Source organism: Streptomyces sp. NPDC046261, from assembly GCF_040646235.1.
Lineage (GTDB): Bacteria > Actinomycetota > Actinomycetes > Streptomycetales > Streptomycetaceae > Streptomyces.
This window is the reverse complement of sequence record NZ_JBEYZU010000020.1, coordinates 66,038-81,926: the sequence shown is the minus strand read 5'-3', so window position 1 is coordinate 81,926 and position 15,889 is coordinate 66,038. Positions and strand designations below refer to the sequence as shown.

The following is a 15,889-nucleotide window of genomic DNA, read 5'->3' as shown; positions in this document are numbered from 1 at the left end:
TGGATACACCGAACGTATCGGTAGTGGTCGCGGAAGAGGCAATCGACCTGCGACAGGGGCGGCCCGCAGTCCCTGTTGGATCTCTACAGAAGCGGGGACGGGATTACCCGGCCGTCACCCTCCGACGGCATGGTTCACTGCCCCCACACACCGAGAAGGAGAGTGGACCGTGCCGCATGAGATCGACCCTTCGTTCCTCGCCCTGCCCTTGCGCCCCCTGGCCGACGCGGCCCTGGCGAGGGCGCGCGCGCTGGGGGCCGAGCACGCGGACTTCCGCTTCGAGCGGGTGCGCAGCGCCTCGTGGCGGCTGCGGGACGCCCGCCCGTCGGGTTCCTCGGACTCCACCGACCTGGGATACGCGGTGCGGGTGGTGCACGGGGGCACGTGGGGGTTCGCCTCGGGTGTGGACCTGACGATGGACGCCGCGGCACGGGTGGCGTCCCAGGCGGTGGCGATGGCGAAGCTGTCGGCCAAGATCATCGCCGCCGCGGGGTCCGACGAGCGCGTGGAGCTGGCGGACGAGCCGGTGCACGCGGACCGGACGTGGGTCTCGGCGTACGACATCGACCCCTTCTCGGTCCCGGACTCCGAGAAGACCGGGCTGCTCGCCCAGTGGAGCGAGCGGCTGCTGGCGGCGGAGGGCGTCGCGCACGTCGACGCGTCGCTGACGACCGTGCACGAGAACAAGTTCTACGCGGACACCGCCGGCACGACCACCACCCAGCAGCGCGTCCGCCTGCACCCACAGGTCACGGCCGTGGCGGTGGACGAAGCCGGCGGCGGCTTCGACTCCATGCGCACCCTCGCCCCGCCGGTCGGCCGGGGCTGGGAGTACCTGACGGGCGCGGGCGGCTGGGACTGGGACGCCGAGCTGGCGGAGATCCCCGCACTGCTCGCGGAGAAGATGCGCGCGCCGAGCGTGCGGGCGGGCTCGTACGACCTGGTGGTCGACCCGTCCAACCTGTGGCTGACCATCCACGAGTCCATCGGCCACGCCACCGAGCTGGACCGCGCGCTGGGCTACGAGGCCGCGTACGCGGGCACCTCGTTCGCGACGCCCGATCTGCTGGGGACGCTCAGGTACGGCTCGCAGATCATGAACGTGACCGGTGACCGCACCGCCGAGCACGGCCTGGCGACCGTCGGCTACGACGACGAGGGCGTGGCCGGTCAGTCCTGGGACCTGGTCAGGGACGGCGTCCTGGTCGGCTACCAACTGGACCGCCGCACCGCCCGCCTCACCGGCCTGGGCCGCTCCAACGGCTGCGCGTACGCCGACGCGCCCTCGCACGTGCCCGTGCAGCGGATGGCGAACGTCTCCCTGCGGCCCGCGCCGGACGGGCCGTCGACCGAGGAGCTCATCTCCGGTGTCGACGAGGGCATTTACGTGGTGGGCGACCGGTCGTGGTCCATCGATATGCAGCGCTATAACTTTCAATTCACCGGGCAGCGCTTCTTCAAGATCGAGAACGGGCGGCTGGCGGGTCAGCTGCGGGATGTGGCCTACCAGGCGACCACCACGGACTTCTGGGGTTCCATGGCGGCCGTCGGCGGGCCGCAGACGTACGTCCTGGGCGGCGCCTTCAACTGCGGCAAGGCGCAGCCCGGTCAGGTCGCGGCCGTGTCGCACGGTTGCCCGTCCGCCCTCTTCCAGGGCGTGAACATCCTCAACACGACCCAGGAGGCCGGTCAGTGAGCGGCGAGCACGGAAGCGGCCGGGGGACCGGGGGTTGCCCCCCGGGTAAGCACAGTCTCAACACGACCCAGGAGGCCGGTCAGTGAGCGGCGAGCACGGAAGCGGCCGGGGGTCCGGGGGTTGCCCCCCGGGTAAGCACAGTCTTAACACCACGCAGGAGGCCGGTCAGTGAGTGCCCGTAGGAGCAACAAGCCCCACGAGATCGTCGAGCGTGCCCTCGAGCTCTCCCGTGCCGACGGCTGCGTCGTCATCGCGGGCGAGCACTCCACCGCCAACCTCCGCTGGGCCGGCAACGCGCTCACCACCAACGGCGTCACCCGGGGCCGTGACGTCACGGTGATCGCGACCGTGGACGGCGGCGAGGGCACGGCCTCGGGGGTCGTGTCCCGGTCGGCGGTGACCGCCGCCGATCTGGAGTCGCTGGTGCGGGCGGCGGAGGCGGCCGCGCGGGAGGCGGGGCCCGCCGAGGACGCTCAGCCGCTGGTGTCGGGGGTGCCGCACTCCCCCGCGTTCACCGACGCGCCCGAGGAGACCTCCTCCGCCGTGTTCGACGACTTCGCCCCGGCGCTCGGCGAGGCCTTCGCCGGGGCCCGGTCCGCCGGGCGGGAGCTGTACGGCTTCGCCCGTCACGAGGTCGTCTCCAGCTACCTGGGCACCTCCACCGGGCTGCGGCTGCGGCACGACCAGCCCACCGGGACGCTGGAGCTGAACGCCAAGAGCCCGGACCGGACGCGTTCCGCGTGGGCCGGGCGGGCCACCCGGGACTTCACGGACGTGGACCCGGGCGCGATGGACGCCGAGCTGGCCGAGCGGCTGGCCTGGGCGCGGCGGAAGGTGGAGCTGCCCGCCGGGCGGTACGAGACGCTGCTGCCGCCGACCGCCGTGGCCGATCTGCTCGTCTACCAGCAGTGGTCGGCGGCGGCCCGGGACGCGGCCGAGGGCCGCACCGTCTTCTCCAAGGCCGGCGGCGGCACCCGGATCGGGGAGAAGCTCTCGGCGCTGCCGCTGACGCTGCGCAGCGACCCGTACGCGCCGGGGCTGGAGTGCGCGCCGTTCGTGCTGGCCGCCAGCTCGGGCGACGACGCGTCGGTCTTCGACAACGGGCTGCCGCTGGCGGCCACCGACTGGATCCGGGACGGGGTGCTGGAGCACCTGCTGACCACGCGGCACAGCGCGGGCCTGACGGAGCTGCCGGTGACGCCGTACACGGACAACCTGATCATGGAGGCGGGTGGTACCCGGTCCCTGGCCGAGATGGTGGCCGCGAGCGGCCATGAGGGGCCGGCCCTGCTGCTGACCTGCCTGTGGTACATCCGTGAGGTGGACCCGGCGTCGCTGCTGCTGACCGGGCTGACCCGGGACGGGGTGTACCTGGTGGAGAAGGGCGAGGTCGTGGGCGAGGTCAACAACTTCCGCTTCAACGAGTCGCCGGTGGGGCTGCTGGGGCGGGCCACGGAGGCGGGCCGCACCGAGCCGACGCTGCCGCGCGAGTGGGGGGACTACTTCACCCGGGCGGCGATGCCGGCACTGCGGATTCCGGACTTCAACATGAGCTCGGTCAGTCAGGGCGTATGACCGGCGCGAAATCGGTTGCGCCGAGCAAATAGACTCGGTCTGTCCGCTGTCCGACAACCACCACAGGAACGTCACGATGACACGCCTCGGCGACTCCGTCGCGCGCGCCAGCGCACTGCTGGCGCAGGACCTCTCCACCGACTCGACCGTGGAGCAGCTGCTCACGGAGACGAAGGCGCGCCGCTATCTGGACCTGACGGACCTGCCGGCGAAGGACCAGGCCGAGCTCATCGCCGCGCGCACGGTCGAGGTGCTGCCGGGCGTCGCCAAGCTGGCCGAGCGCATCGAGGCACGCAGTGCCGAGGGCAAGGGCCTGCACATCAAGCTGGGCATCGACCCGACGGCGGCCGATGTGCACCTCGGCCACGCCGTGCCGATGATGGTCCTCAGCCGCTTCCAGCGCATGGGCCACGACGTCACGCTGCTGATCGGTGACTTCACCGCCAAGATCGGCGACCCGACGGGCCGCACGGCCGAGCGTCCGCCGCTGACGGACGAGGACATCGCCGCCAACCTGGCGGGCTACCGCCAGCAGGTCCGGCCCTTCTTCGACTTCGAGAAGGTCCGCTTCGTCCAGAACAGCGAGTGGCTGGCGCCCTACACCTTCCCCGAGCTGCTCGGCGTGCTGGCGCAGGTGCCGGTCTCGCAGCTGCTGCAGCGCGAGGACTTCCGCAACCGGCTGGCCGACGGCTCGGGCCTGACGATGACGGAGATGCTGTACCCCATCGCGCAGGCGCTGGACTCGGTCGCGCTGGAGTGCGACGTGGAGCTGGGCGGCGCGGACCAGCTGCTGAACCTGCAGATGGGCCGCAAGCTGATGGAGGTGCACGGCCAGAAGCCGCAGCTGGTCGTCACCATGCCGCTCATCGAGGGCACGGACGGCACCGGCGCCAAGATGTCCAAGTCCAAGGGCAACTACGTGGGCCTGTCCGCGCCCGCCGACGACGTCTTCGGCAAGATCATGTCGGTCCCGGACCGGCTGATGGAGCCGTACCTGAAGGCATGGACGGAGTGGACGGACGCGGAGATCGCGCTGGTCCTCTCCCGCATCGGGGAGAAGACGCTGCACCCGATGGACCTCAAGAAGGTCCTGGCGGGCGAGGTCGTGGCCGCGCTGTACGGCGTGGAGGCGGCGATGGCGGCGCGCGCGGGCTTCGTCGCGCAGTTCTCGAAGAAGACCTTCACCGAGGTCGAGACGCCGGTGGTGGACCTCGCCGAACACGGCGAGGAGCCCGCCACGGCCGTCCTCAGCAAGGTGCTGGGCTTCCAGCCGAGCGCCTCGGCCGCCCGCCGGGTCGCCAAGCAGAACGGCCTGCGGCTGGTCCTGGAGGCCGACGGCGGCCAGGAGGCGGTCGTGCTGGCCGAGGCCGACGCCATCCGCCCGCTGGGCGAGGTGGCCCGGGAGCTGCTCGCCGGGCGCGAGGTGACCGGGGTCTACCTCAAGGCCGGCCGGAAGATCGCCGAGCTGCGCGGGCTGTAGTCCGCCGGGGCTTGACCTGCCCGAACGGCTCATGGGGCGGCCGGTGCGCGTGACGCGCGCCGGCCGCCCCAGCTCTTTTTCCGTGACCGCGCTCAGGTGGTTCTGCGCTTGCTCCCCCGCATCCCCACCCACAGCCGGTCGCCGATCGCGACCACGATCACCGCACCGACCAGCTGCAGCAGATGCCGGACCCAGTCGACGCCCTTGGTGTGCTCGACCCCCAGCGCCGAGGCCGCCCAGTTGCCGAGCAGGGCGCCGATCAGGCCGAGGATGATGGTGAGCCAGAGCGGGACCTGCTGCTTGCCCGGCAGAATCGCCTTGGCGATCAGGCCCAGGACCAGTCCGACGACGATTGCCCACAACCAGTTCATGCCGCCTCCTCGTGGATAGCGATGTGGCGTGCTCCGCCATTGTGGGGCTGTGCCCGCTACGGCGCACGTCGGAGCGGCCCGTACGCCGTATGCGCACGTCGGGCGCCTGAGCGTGAGCCAGCCGGAAGGCGCCCCGGTCTCGTACCCGGCGGGGCCTCGGCGTAACGTTGAGTACGTACGGGCCCGAAGGGCGTCGGCGCGGCAGTCGGGTGGTGGAACGTGATGCGGAAGCTGGGTGGTACGGAGGTCTTCCGGATCACCGGTGCCCGGCAGGGCCTGGCGGAGGACGTGCGCGGGCGGCAGCGCCGGTATGTCATCTCGATGGGCGTCCGCACCCTGTCCGTGGTGCTGACCGTGATCCTGTGGAACATCGAGCGCTACGTGGCGGTGGGCACGCTCGTCCTGGGCGCGCTGCTGCCGTATGTGGCCGTCGTCATCGCCAACGCGGGCCGGGAGAACACCCCTTCACTGCCGGGTACGTTCGTGCCGGCGCCGACCCGTCCGATGCTGACGACGGGGCCCGCGGGCGGCGTGGCGGAACCCGTCCCGGAAGCCGACGGGGCCCCGCGGCGCGATCAGGGACCCGAGCACGGCTGATCCTCCGGTTCCGGGCGGTCCGGCGGAGGACGGTGTGACAAGCTCAAGAAAACCTCAGATCAATCATGTGGATCGGTGCCCCGCGCCGGGCACCGCGTGACATACTTCGTAGGCGCTCCGCATCCCCCGTCGGAGCGACAGACCGACGCCGGGCGGCTCCCCCCGTGGCTGCCCGGCGTCGCCGTGTCTGCCGGGGCCGTGACGATCTCCGGCGTCGTAGAGTCGAGGGGTGAACTCCCCCGAGAATGCCGTGATCTGCTCCGCCAAGGGCTGCCGTGCCGCCGCGGTGTGGGTGCTGGCGTGGAACAACCCGAAGCTGCACACCCCCGAGCGCCGCAAGACCTGGCTCGCGTGCGACGAGCACCGCGAACACCTGTCCAACTTCCTTGACCTGCGCGGGTTCCTCAAGGACGTGGTGACCTTGGAGGAGTGGGAGGCGTCAGCCTCCGATCGCTGACATCGGGCGCGCGGGCTGCAGGAAGGCCGGGTCGTCCAGGCCCGAGCCCGCCTTCTTGCCCCACATGGCCGTGCGCCACAGCCGCGCGATGTCCTCGTCCGTCGCCCCCGAGCGCAGCGCTCCGCGCAGGTCGGACTCCTCGGTCGCGAACAGGCAGGTGCGCACCTGTCCGTCGGCGGTCAACCGGGTGCGGTCGCAGGCGGCGCAGAACGGCCGGGTGACCGAGCCGATGACGCCGACGCGGGCCGGGCCCCCGTCGACGATCCAGCGCTCGGCGGGGGCGGAGCCGCGCTCGGCGCCCGGCTCGGGGGTGAGGGCGAAGCGGGTGCGCAGGCTCGTCAGGATCCGCTCGGCGGTGATCATGCCGTCGCGCTTCCAGCCGTGCTGGGCGTCCAGCGGCATCTGCTCGATGAAGCGCAGTTCGTAGCCCTGCTCGACGGCCCAGGCGAGGAGGTCGGGCGCCTCGTCGTCGTTGTGGCCGGGCATCAGGACGGCGTTGACCTTGACGGGGGTCAGGCCGGCGGCGTGGGCGGCGGCCAGCCCGTCGAGGACGTCCTGGTGGCGCTTGCGGCGGGTCAGGGCGGCGAAGACCTCGGGGCGGAGGGTGTCGAGGGAGACGTTGACGCGGTCCAGGCCGGCGTCCTTCAGGGCCCGTGCGGTGCGGGCCAGCCCTATGCCGTTGGTGGTCAGCGACAGCTTGGGGCGCGGGGCGAGGGCGGCGCAGCGCTCGACAATGGAGACGAGGCCGGGGCGCAGCAGGGGCTCGCCGCCGGTGAAGCGGACCTCGGTGACGCCGAGGGCGGTGACGGCGATGCCGATCAGGCGGACGATCTCGTCATCGGTGAGCAGGTCCGGCTTGGCGAGCCACTTCAGGCCCTCTTCGGGCATGCAGTAGGTGCAGCGCAGGTTGCAGCGGTCGGTCAGGGAGACGCGCAGGTCCGTGGCGACGCGGCCGTAGGTGTCGATGAGCACGGTGAGGCCCCTCCCGCCGACTGAAAACGCTTGTACGTTCGCTCGAGGCAGCGTACGCGATCGCCGGCGGAAGGGGCCCGTACGGGCGTCAGTGCGCCCCGAACCCGGTGAGCGCGCGGACCTCGAGTTCGGCGTACTTCTTCTCGTCCGGGGCCTCCTTGGACAGCAGGGAGCCCGCCCAGCCGAGCAGGAATCCGAGCGGGATGGAGACGAGCCCGGGGTTGCCGAGGGGGAAGTAGTCGAAGTCCAGGTCGGGGAAGAGGGCCTTGGGGTTGCCGGAGACGACCGGGGAGATGATCACGAGGGTGACCGAGGAGATCAGTCCGCCGTAGATCGACCAGAGGGCGCCGCGGGTGGTGAAGCGCTTCCAGAAGAGGCTGTAGAGGATCGTCGGGAGGTTGGCCGAGGCCGCGACGGCGAAGGCGAGCGCGACCAGGGCCGCGGCGTTGAGGCGGTGGGCGAAGATGCCCAGCACGATGGAGATCGCGCCGATGACGACGGCGGCGAACTTGGCGGTGAGGATCTCCTCCTTCTCGCTGGTCTTCCCCTTGCGGATGACGTTGGCCCACAGGTCGTGGGCGAACGAGGCGGAGGAGGCCAGGGTCAGGCCCGCGACGACGGCGAGGATGGTCGCGAAGGCGACCGCCGAGATCACGGCGAGCAGGATGGCCCCGCCCGTGGAGCCGGCGCCGCCGCCGACCTCCTGGGCGAGCAGCGGTGCGGCGGTGTTGCCGGACTCGTTCGAGGCGGTGATCGCCTTGGGTCCGACGAGGGCCGCGGCGCCGAAGCCGAGGGCGATGGTCATCAGGTAGAAGGCGCCGATGATGCCGATCGCCCAGTTCACGGACTTCCGGGCGGCGCGGGCGGTGGGCACCGTGTAGAAGCGGATGAGGATGTGGGGCAGTCCGGCGGTGCCGAGGACGAGCGCCAGGCCGAGGGAGATGAAGTTGAGCTTGGAGGTGCCGTCCTTGCCGTACTGCAGCCCCGGCTCCAGGAACGCCTTGCCCTTGCCGCTTTCCTCGGCGGCGCGGCCCAGGAGGGTGGAGAGGTTCCAGTTGAACTTGTTGAGGACCAGGACGGTGATCAGCAGGGTGCCCGCGATGAGCAGGACCGCCTTGACGATCTGTACCCAGGTGGTGCCCTTCATGCCGCCGATGGTCACGTACAGCACCATCACCAGGCCGACCAGGACGATGATCCAGCGCCGCGATCCCTCGCCGGTGGCGCCGAGCAGCAGGGCCACCAGCGCGCCCGCGCCGACCATCTGGGCGAGCAGGTAGAAGATCGAGACGACGATGGTGGAGGTGCCGGCGGCGGTGCGTACGGGGCGCTGCTTGAGGCGGTAGGCGAGCACGTCGGCCATGGTGAAGCGGCCGGAGTTGCGCAGCGGCTCGGCGACGAGCAGCAGGGCGACCAGCCAGGCGACGAGGAAGCCGATGGAGTAGAGGAAGCCGTCGTAGCCGTAGAGGGAGATCGCGCCGGCGATGCCCAGGAAGGACGCGGCGGACATGTAGTCGCCGGAGATGGCCAGACCGTTCTGGAAGCCGGTGAAGGAGCGGCCGCCGGCGTAGAAGTCGGTGGCGTCCTTGGTCTGGCGGCCGGCCCAGACGGTGATGCCGAGGGTGATGGCGACGAAGACGGAGAACAGCGTGATGATCAGCGTGCGGTGTTCGCCGGCGCCCCCGGCGGCCAGCGTGTGCGCGGCGTCGGCCGCGAGGGTGGTGCTCGGGATCATTCCCCCGCCTCCATACGGGCCTTGAGGGCCTCGGCCTTCGGGTCGATCTTCGTTTCGGCGTGCTTGGCGTACCACCAGGCGATCAGGAAGGTGGTGAGGAACTGCGCCAGCCCGAACACGAAGGCGATGTTGATGTTGCCGACGACGGTGGTGTCCATGAACGCGCCCGCGTAGTTGGAGAGCAGGACGTAGAGCAGGTACCAGGTGACGAAGGCGATGGTGAGCGGGAAGGCGAAGGAGCGGTGCGCCCGGCGCAGTTCGGCGAATTCGGCACTGTCGTGCACGGCGGCGAAGTGCTCGGGCTGGGCGGGGATGGCGGGGCGGACGGGCTCCTCGGGCCCCCTGGCTGTGGAAGGTGTCGTTCCCACGGCCTCTTCTGAGTCCACGGTCTCTCCTGACAAGTGACGTGCGGGGCGCGAGCCGAACCTGTGACTCGGATCACGCATCGTAGAGGGACACCGCAGTATGCGACAGGGGCTGGTTCGCCGAATGTCGCAGTGGCGGCCGCGTGGGGCAAAACCGCCCGCCTTCGGCCTCGTTGACCCTGGTGTGAGCACTGCCCCGACTCCTCCCCAGCCGTCCCCCGGCCGACGCCCGTTCGGGAGCGTCAGGTTGACGGCTCCCCTGCCGGCGGTGGGCAGGGGGCCGACCCTTGCCGCCCCGGCCGTGCGGACGGTGGTTCGCTGGTACGGGCCGGGGGTGGCGCTGGCCCCGCTGAGCCTGGCGGGACTGCGCAGACCGGGGGTTCCTCCGTTCACGCGGGGTTGACGCGAGGTCATCTCGCGGAGAACGGCCCTCCCGCCTTCTTTCTCCGGTGAATTCATTGCCCGGGGCCATGATCGGCGATAGCTTCACTCGTCATGCACCCGCCCACGCACGTCTGTGCGTGGGCGGATTTCCGGATGATGTGGAGTACCCATGGCTCATCTGCGATCCAGACGGCGGCACGCCCTGCTGGCGGCCCCCGTCGGACTGGCGCTCACCGCTTCCCTCGGCTTCCTGCCCGGCGCGGCCTCGGCCGCCCCGCAGGCCGACGCCGCCCCGCGGGCCGCCGTCACCACGGACGGCCCGCTGCTGTCGTACGTCGTGAACACCGCCACCGACCGCGGCACGCTCGGCAAGGTGAAGAAGGCCGTGGTCCGGGCCGGCGGCACCGTCGTGGTCTCCTACGACAAGATCGGCGTCATCGTCGCGCACTCGAAGAACCCCGAGTTCGCCAAGGCGCTGCGGGCGGTGCCGGGTGTGGAGTCGGCGGGCGCCACCCGCACCGCGCCGCTGAAGGCCGCGACCACCACCGAGTACGGCAAGCCGGAGAAGCTGAAGCTGTCCAAGGACGGCGCGCGCTCGCTGGCCGCCGGCTCGGCCGCCACCGGCCAGGAGCCGCTGGAGGGCCTGCAGTGGGACCTCGGCGCGATCAACGCCGACAAGGCCGCCAAGGTCAACCCGGGCAGCAAGAACGTCACGGTCGCCGTCATCGACACCGGCGTGGACGACACCCACCCCGACATAGCCCCGAACTTCTCCAGGAGCCAGTCCGCCAGCTGCGTCTCCGGCAAGGCCGACACCAGCGCCGGCGCGTGGCGCCCGTTCAACCCGGACGAGGACTACCACGGCACGCACGTGGCCGGTTCCATAGCCGCGGCCCGCAACGGCGTCGGCGTGGCCGGTGTCGCTCCGGGCGTGAAGGTCTCCGGCATCAAGGTGTCCACCCCGAAGGACAGCTTCTTCTACGCGGAGAGCGTCGTCTGCGCGTTCGTCTTCGCCGCCGACCACGGCGTCGAGGTGACGAACAACAGCTACTACGTCGACCCGTGGATGTTCAACTGCCCGGACAACGCCGACCAGAAGGCGATAGCCGACGCGGTCGGCCGGGCCTCGAAGTACGCCCAGGACAAGGGCGCGGTCAACGTCGCCTCCGCGGGCAACTCCAACTTCGACCTGGCGGCCAAGGAGATCACCGACGCCTCCAGCCCGAACGACTCCACCCCGGCGTCGCGCAAGATCGACCCGAGGAAGTGCCTCGACGTGCCCGCCCAGCTGCCGGGCGTCGTCACCGTCGCGGCCACCGGTGTGAAGTCGCAGAAGTCGTTCTACTCCAACTACGGCCTCAACGCCGTCGACGTCGCGGCCCCCGGCGGCGACTCGTACCAGCTGCCCGAGCTGCCCGCCAAGGACGGCCGCATCCTGTCCACGATGCCGGGCGGCGACTGGGGCTACCTGCAGGGCACCTCGATGGCCGGCCCGCACGTCGCGGGTGTGGCGGCGCTGCTGAAGAGCGCGCACCCCAAGTCGAGCCCGCAGGAGATCCAGTGGCTCCTCAAGGCGCAGGCGAAGAACCCGGGCTGCCCGACGGCGGCCTACGACCCGGACGGGAAGGGTAGCTGGAAGGCCGCCTGCACCGGCACCAAGCACAACAACAGCTTCTACGGCTACGGCATCGTCGACGCCCTGGCAGCCGTCCAGGACTGACCCGGCGGATGACCGGTGGAGGGGCCGGGCGGCCGCCGCCCGGCCCCTCCTTCATGTCCTTCATGCCCTTCTCGCCGCCCGCACGTCAGCACCCCATGGGTGAGCAGGCTCTGCGCGGCCACGTACGTGAGCATGATCCAGAATTGGGGTGCCGGGGCCTGCGGCCAGGCGGCGAGCCCGCCGGCGATGAGCGTGTCGGAGAGCAGGAACAGCGCCCCGCCCGCCCCCGCCCACCGGTGCGCCCGTGTCGCACCGAGCGCCATCGCGGTCAGCAGCAGGCTGTAGAGGGTGACCGGCACCCGCAGTCCCGGCTCCAGGCCGGGCCACAGCAGGGCGAGCGTGCCGAGCCAGGCGGTGGCGTACGCGGCCGCGAGCCGGCGCGTACGGGCGCCGCCCGGGCTTCCGTAACGGGCGAAGAGCACCAGATAGCAGGCGTGCCCGGCCGCGAACGAGGCCATGCCCAGCAGGAAGAGGACCTCCCCGCCCACCTGGAGCAAGGTGTCGCCCCCGCAGCCGAACAGCAGCGCGAGGACCAGCAGGCGCGGCCCGCCGCGCGCCAGGACGCACACCGCCAGCAGCGGCATCAGCGCCGGCTTGGTGACATGCGCGAGCACCGGGGCGTCCGCGAGGAGGGCGGCCAGGTGCGTCGCCGCGACCGCGGCGAACGCGAGGGGCGCAGCGCGGCCCCCTGTCATGCGACCCGCTCGGGGACGGCGGCGTTCGCGCCCGTCCCTCCCGCCGGCTCCGCCGTGCGCTCCGGCTGCCAGCCCGGCCTGCGGAAGACGCGCCCGGCCCGCTCCCGCCAGCCGCCGGCCGCCTTCAGGTCGCGCGCGATGGCCACGTACTCGTGGGTGGCCACGCGCAGGGGGTTGTAGGTGTCGATGTTCTTCGTCAGGCCGTAGACGGGCCGTTCCCCCTCCGGGACGAACGAGCCGAACATCCGGTCCCAGACGATGAGGATGCCGCCGAAGTTGCGGTCCAGGTAGCCGCCCTGCGAGGCGTGGTGGACCCGGTGGTGGGAGGCGGTGTTCAGGACGTACTCGAAGGGCCGGGGCAGCTTGCCGACCCGCTCGGTGTGCACCCAGAACTGGTAGACGAGGTTGACCGACGAGCAGAACGCCACCGCCGCCGGATGCACGCCGAGCGCGATCATCGGCAGGTAGAAGGGCCATACCGTCAGCGAGGTCCACGGCTGGCGCAGCGCGGTGGTGAGGTTGAACTTGCGGCTGGAGTGGTGCACCACGTGGCAGGCCCACAGGATCCGTACGACGTGGTGGCCCCGGTGCGACCAGTAGTAGAAGAAGTCCTGGGCGAGGAGCATCAGCGGCAGCGTCCACCACAGGACGGGCACGCGCAGCGGGGTCAGTTCGTACAGGGCGGTGTAGACCGCGACGATCGGGATCTTCCAGAGGGCGTCGAAGACCAGGCTGCCCAGCCCCATGCCGATGCTGGTCGCCGCGTCCTTGGCCTCGTAGCCCTCGGCGCGGTCGTCGGGGTGCAGCCGGTAGCTCACCAACTCCAGTGCGGTGAGCAGGATGAAGGCGGGTACGGACCACAACACGACATCGGGAAGGTGCGGCATGGCGGCACCATAAAGGCGTCGGCGGGGGTGCCGCTAGGGGTTGTTACCCTCGGGTACCGAAGTGTGTTACCCCGAGTTCGATGGCGGGGCCACGGATGCCTCCGGGCGGCGGCGAAAACCCGTTGGCCCCGGTGAACGGCCGCTGCCTAGAATCGCGGTGCGGGGGCGGCTCCGCGGCGTGCTTCCTTCTCATTCTCTCAATGAATCCAGCGCGCCCACTCTCCGCCCCCGCTCGCTTTTCTCCAGGGGGAATCCTTCGTGCCCACACTGCACTCGGTGCTGCTTCGCCGTGCCCGGACCGTCTACGTCGACCATGAGCCGCCCACGCCCGCCGCGGCCCTCGACCCGCACGTCACGGCCGGACTCACCGCCCTCGAGGCGGAGTTGCTCGACCGGGGGCACGCCCTGACCGAACCGCTGCGCGCGGCGCTGGCGGGGGCGGGAGCCAGGGCCCTGGCCGACACCGGGCGCGGCCTGCTGCGCGCGATCGACGCCCAGCTGGGTGCGGACCGTACCCACATGCCGCTCTTCCGCGACTTCCCCCGCTCCGTACCCCAGGACACGTTCGCGCTGTACGTGGACCGCGTCTTCAGCCTGCTGATGCAGCGGCCGGATCAGCCGTGCGTGCTGTGCGGCACGGTCGGCGTCGTCCACCCCGTCTCGCCGTGCGCGCACCTGGTGTGCCGCTCCTGCTGGGACGGCGCGGACTACGCCGGGTGTCCGCTGTGCCATCGCCGCATCGACCGCGCGGACCCGTTCCTGCGGCCCGGGCGGCCGGCGGGGGCCGCCCTGCGCCCCGCGCCGCGGGGGCCGTTGCGGCTGCTGGTGCTCGGCACCTCGCGCACGGCGGACGCCGCCGCCGAACTGGCCGGCCTGCTCGCCCGGCCGACGCCGCTCTCCCCCCAGGACCGCGACGACGTCAAGGTGCTGGTGGCGCACGCCGCGCCCGGCGGGCTCGGCTGGCTGCCCACGGAGCTGCCCGTGCGCGAGACCAAGGCCCTGGTGCTGGGCACCCTGCTGCGCGACGGCGGTCCGGCCACGGCCGGGGCGGTACGCGAGCTGCTGCCCCATCTGCTGACGACCGCCACGGACGTGCTGCGGCTGCTGTGCGTGTGGTCCGGTGGCGAGGCCGACCTGCTGGCGCCGCCGGGCCTGCGCGGCGTGCCGCGGGCACTGCGGCGCGAACTGCTGTCCGTGCTGGACTCCTTCGGCGTTGCCCCGCTGGTGGAGGACCTGCGGCGGCACCCGCGCGCGTGGAAGCGGGCGGCGGAGATCCTGCACCCTTACGAGCACCACGCCCGGCATCCGCGCGCGGCGCTGGCCTTCGCCACGCTGCGCGGCACGGACCCGGCCGGCGCGGGGGCGCTGGGCGAGGCGCTGCTGCGCACGGCGGCCGAGCACCCGCAGGCGGTGGCGGTGCGCCCGGCCGCACACCACGGGCCCGCCGCCCCGCGCGGGACCCGGCTGCTGGCCCGTACCTGGGCGGGCCGGGTCGAGGAGGCGCTGCGCGAGGGCGATGCCGAGGCGGCCGTGGCGCTGTTGCGGCAGCGGCCCGGGGAGCTGGTGCGACGGCTGGACCAGCTGCTGCGGGCGTACGGGGGCGAGGACCTCGCGCCCTCGCTGGCCGAGGCGCTGCGCGGCGCGCTGCCCGCGGTGGGGCCCGGGCCGCTGCTGGGGGCGTGGGGCGCCCTGCGCGGACGTCATCTGCCGTCGCGGCGGCGGGTGTTCTTCCCCCGCGGCCAGGTCGCCCACGCCTACGCCGCCGACGACGCGCGGGCGCCGCTTGCCCGGCCGGTCCTCGCGCGGGTGTGCGCCCTGCTGGAGGACGAGCTGCTGCGACGGCTCGGGGAGTGCTCGCGCTACGAGCTCGCCGTGCTCGACCCGGCCCTGGCCTGCCTGACCGTGCCCTTCGCGGAGCGGACGACCGCGGCGTCCCTGGTCTCCGTGCCGCGCGGCAGCGCTCTGGCGCTGCCGCGGGGGACGCTGCGACTGTTCCTGCACTGGACGGAGCCCGAGGACACGGAGGTGGACCTCGATTTGTCGGTGGTGTTCTTCGACGACGACTGGAACCTCGTCGGCGTGTGCGACTACACCGAGCTGCGGCACGGCGACGCCGCCGTGCACTCCGGCGACCTCACCTCCGCGCCCGCGCCGGACGGTGCGACCGAGTACGTGGACCTCGATCTCGCCGCACTGAGGTCCGGTGGGGCGCGCTTCGCCGTGCCGGTCGTCTTCAGCTTCAACGACGTCCCCTTCGACGAGTTGCCGGACGCCTTCGCGGGCTTCATGGCCCTGCCCGCCTCCGGGGTGCGCGACGCCTCGTTCCACCCGGGGAACGTGCGGCAGCGGTTCGACATCACGGGGCGGTCGCGCGTCTGTGTGCCGATGCTGGTCGACCTCGCCGACGGGCGTGCGCTGTGGACCGATGTCCACCTTCCGGGTGAGATCGGCTTCCACAGCGCGGGGCGGCACGGCGACGGTCTGGGCTCGCTCGGCCGCGACCTGTGGGCGTACTTCTCGAGCGGTGCCCGCACCACCTTGTGGGACCTCGCCTGCTGGCACGCGGCGGCGCGCGCGGACGAGACGGTCGTGGTGCGTCGCGCCACGGCGCCGGGAACGGCCGGCGAACTGTGGCGCTACCGGCGCCACGAGGGTGAGGACGTGCCCTCCTTCGCGGCGCGGCTGCGTGCGCTGGGGACGCCGGAGAGCCGCGAGCCGGCCGCCGACGACGACGGCGTCGACGACCTCGCGGCCCGCGCGGCGGAGGGCCGGCACGTCCTCCTCGCGCTCGTCGAGGGGAGCGTGTGCCCGCGGCGGGCGACGGGCACCTTCTACCGGCTCTTCCCCGGCGCCGTGGACGCGTGGCAGGAGGCGGAGCGGGTGACGGCCGGCGCGCTGCTGACGCGGCTGGCCTGATCACGGTGGTCCGCCCGGCGCGGGGCCCGGCCGGATCCC

General features: G+C 72.1%; 13 protein-coding genes. 7 read left to right on the top strand and 6 right to left on the bottom strand.

Annotated features, from left to right (window positions below; all coding sequences use genetic code 11):
* Positions 1-169: 169 nt before the first annotated feature.
* The 3 genes from ABZ956_RS26175 to tyrS all read left to right on the top strand — a co-directional run bounded on the left by ABZ956_RS26175 (position 170) and on the right by tyrS (position 4,751).
* On the top strand, positions 170-1,696 hold the full coding sequence (locus tag ABZ956_RS26175; RefSeq protein WP_361898388.1) for a TldD/PmbA family protein: 1,527 nt from the start codon (positions 170-172) through the stop codon (positions 1,694-1,696).
* A 168-nt stretch (positions 1,697-1,864) separates the two neighbouring features.
* Positions 1,865-3,271 carry a metallopeptidase TldD-related protein gene (locus ABZ956_RS26170; protein WP_361898385.1) on the top strand — a complete coding sequence of 469 codons (1,407 nt, stop codon included), beginning with the start codon at positions 1,865-1,867 and terminating at the stop codon, positions 3,269-3,271.
* Between the two features lie 76 nt (positions 3,272-3,347).
* Positions 3,348-4,751: a tyrosine--tRNA ligase gene (gene tyrS / locus ABZ956_RS26165; RefSeq protein WP_361898382.1), complete on the top strand. Its 1,404-nt coding sequence runs from the start codon at positions 3,348-3,350 to the stop codon at positions 4,749-4,751.
* A 92-nt stretch (positions 4,752-4,843) separates the two neighbouring features.
* On the opposite strand, the gene ABZ956_RS26160 is transcribed toward tyrS, so the two are convergent.
* On the bottom strand, positions 4,844-5,122 hold the full coding sequence (locus ABZ956_RS26160; RefSeq protein WP_361898380.1) for a GlsB/YeaQ/YmgE family stress response membrane protein: 279 nt from the start codon (positions 5,120-5,122) through the stop codon (positions 4,844-4,846).
* A gap of 222 nt (positions 5,123-5,344) precedes the next feature.
* Here ABZ956_RS26160 and ABZ956_RS26155 point away from each other — a divergent pair, with 222 nt between their 5' ends.
* Together ABZ956_RS26155 and ABZ956_RS26150 are read left to right on the top strand one after the other, a co-directional pair.
* Positions 5,345-5,719, top strand: coding sequence for a DUF3099 domain-containing protein (locus tag ABZ956_RS26155; RefSeq protein WP_361898377.1), 375 nt, complete (start codon positions 5,345-5,347; stop codon positions 5,717-5,719).
* A gap of 229 nt (positions 5,720-5,948) precedes the next feature.
* Positions 5,949-6,176, top strand: coding sequence for a hypothetical protein (locus ABZ956_RS26150; RefSeq protein WP_361898374.1), 228 nt, complete (start codon positions 5,949-5,951; stop codon positions 6,174-6,176).
* Here the strand turns inward: ABZ956_RS26150 and moaA are convergent.
* From moaA to ABZ956_RS26135, 3 genes are all read right to left on the bottom strand, one after another.
* On the bottom strand, positions 6,159-7,148 hold the full coding sequence (gene moaA, locus ABZ956_RS26145) for a GTP 3',8-cyclase MoaA (RefSeq protein ID WP_361898371.1): 990 nt from the start codon (positions 7,146-7,148) through the stop codon (positions 6,159-6,161). The two genes, ABZ956_RS26150 and moaA, sit on opposite strands and share 18 nt — an antisense overlap.
* 88 nt (positions 7,149-7,236) lie before the next feature.
* Positions 7,237-8,883, bottom strand: a complete 1,647-nt coding sequence (locus tag ABZ956_RS26140) for a cation acetate symporter (protein ID WP_361898368.1) — start codon at positions 8,881-8,883, stop codon at positions 7,237-7,239.
* Positions 8,880-9,269, bottom strand: coding sequence for a DUF485 domain-containing protein (locus ABZ956_RS26135; RefSeq protein ID WP_361898366.1), 390 nt, complete (start codon positions 9,267-9,269; stop codon positions 8,880-8,882). Before ABZ956_RS26135 ends, ABZ956_RS26140 begins: the two co-directional genes overlap by 4 nt.
* Before the next feature lie 532 nt (positions 9,270-9,801).
* On the opposite strand from ABZ956_RS26135, the gene ABZ956_RS26130 reads away from it, so the two are divergent.
* Positions 9,802-11,352 carry a S8 family serine peptidase gene (locus tag ABZ956_RS26130; RefSeq protein WP_361898363.1) on the top strand — a complete coding sequence of 517 codons (1,551 nt, stop codon included), beginning with the start codon at positions 9,802-9,804 and terminating at the stop codon, positions 11,350-11,352.
* On the opposite strand, the gene ABZ956_RS26125 is transcribed toward ABZ956_RS26130, so the two are convergent.
* Both ABZ956_RS26125 and ABZ956_RS26120 read right to left on the bottom strand, forming a co-directional pair.
* A complete protein-coding gene (locus tag ABZ956_RS26125; protein ID WP_361898361.1) occupies positions 11,313-12,047 on the bottom strand; it encodes a lysoplasmalogenase in 735 nt (244 codons plus the stop codon). The genes ABZ956_RS26130 and ABZ956_RS26125 overlap by 40 nt on opposite strands.
* The gene (locus tag ABZ956_RS26120) at positions 12,044-12,934 is read right to left on the bottom strand and encodes a sterol desaturase family protein (protein ID WP_361898358.1); all 891 of its coding nucleotides are present in this window, start codon (positions 12,932-12,934) and stop codon (positions 12,044-12,046) included. The genes ABZ956_RS26125 and ABZ956_RS26120 overlap by 4 nt, the downstream gene beginning before the upstream one ends.
* 276 nt (positions 12,935-13,210) lie before the next feature.
* Here ABZ956_RS26120 and ABZ956_RS26115 point away from each other — a divergent pair, with 276 nt between their 5' ends.
* Positions 13,211-15,850, top strand: coding sequence for an MXAN_6230/SCO0854 family RING domain-containing protein (locus ABZ956_RS26115; protein ID WP_361898356.1), 2,640 nt, complete (start codon positions 13,211-13,213; stop codon positions 15,848-15,850).
* Positions 15,851-15,889: the final 39 nt, after the last annotated feature.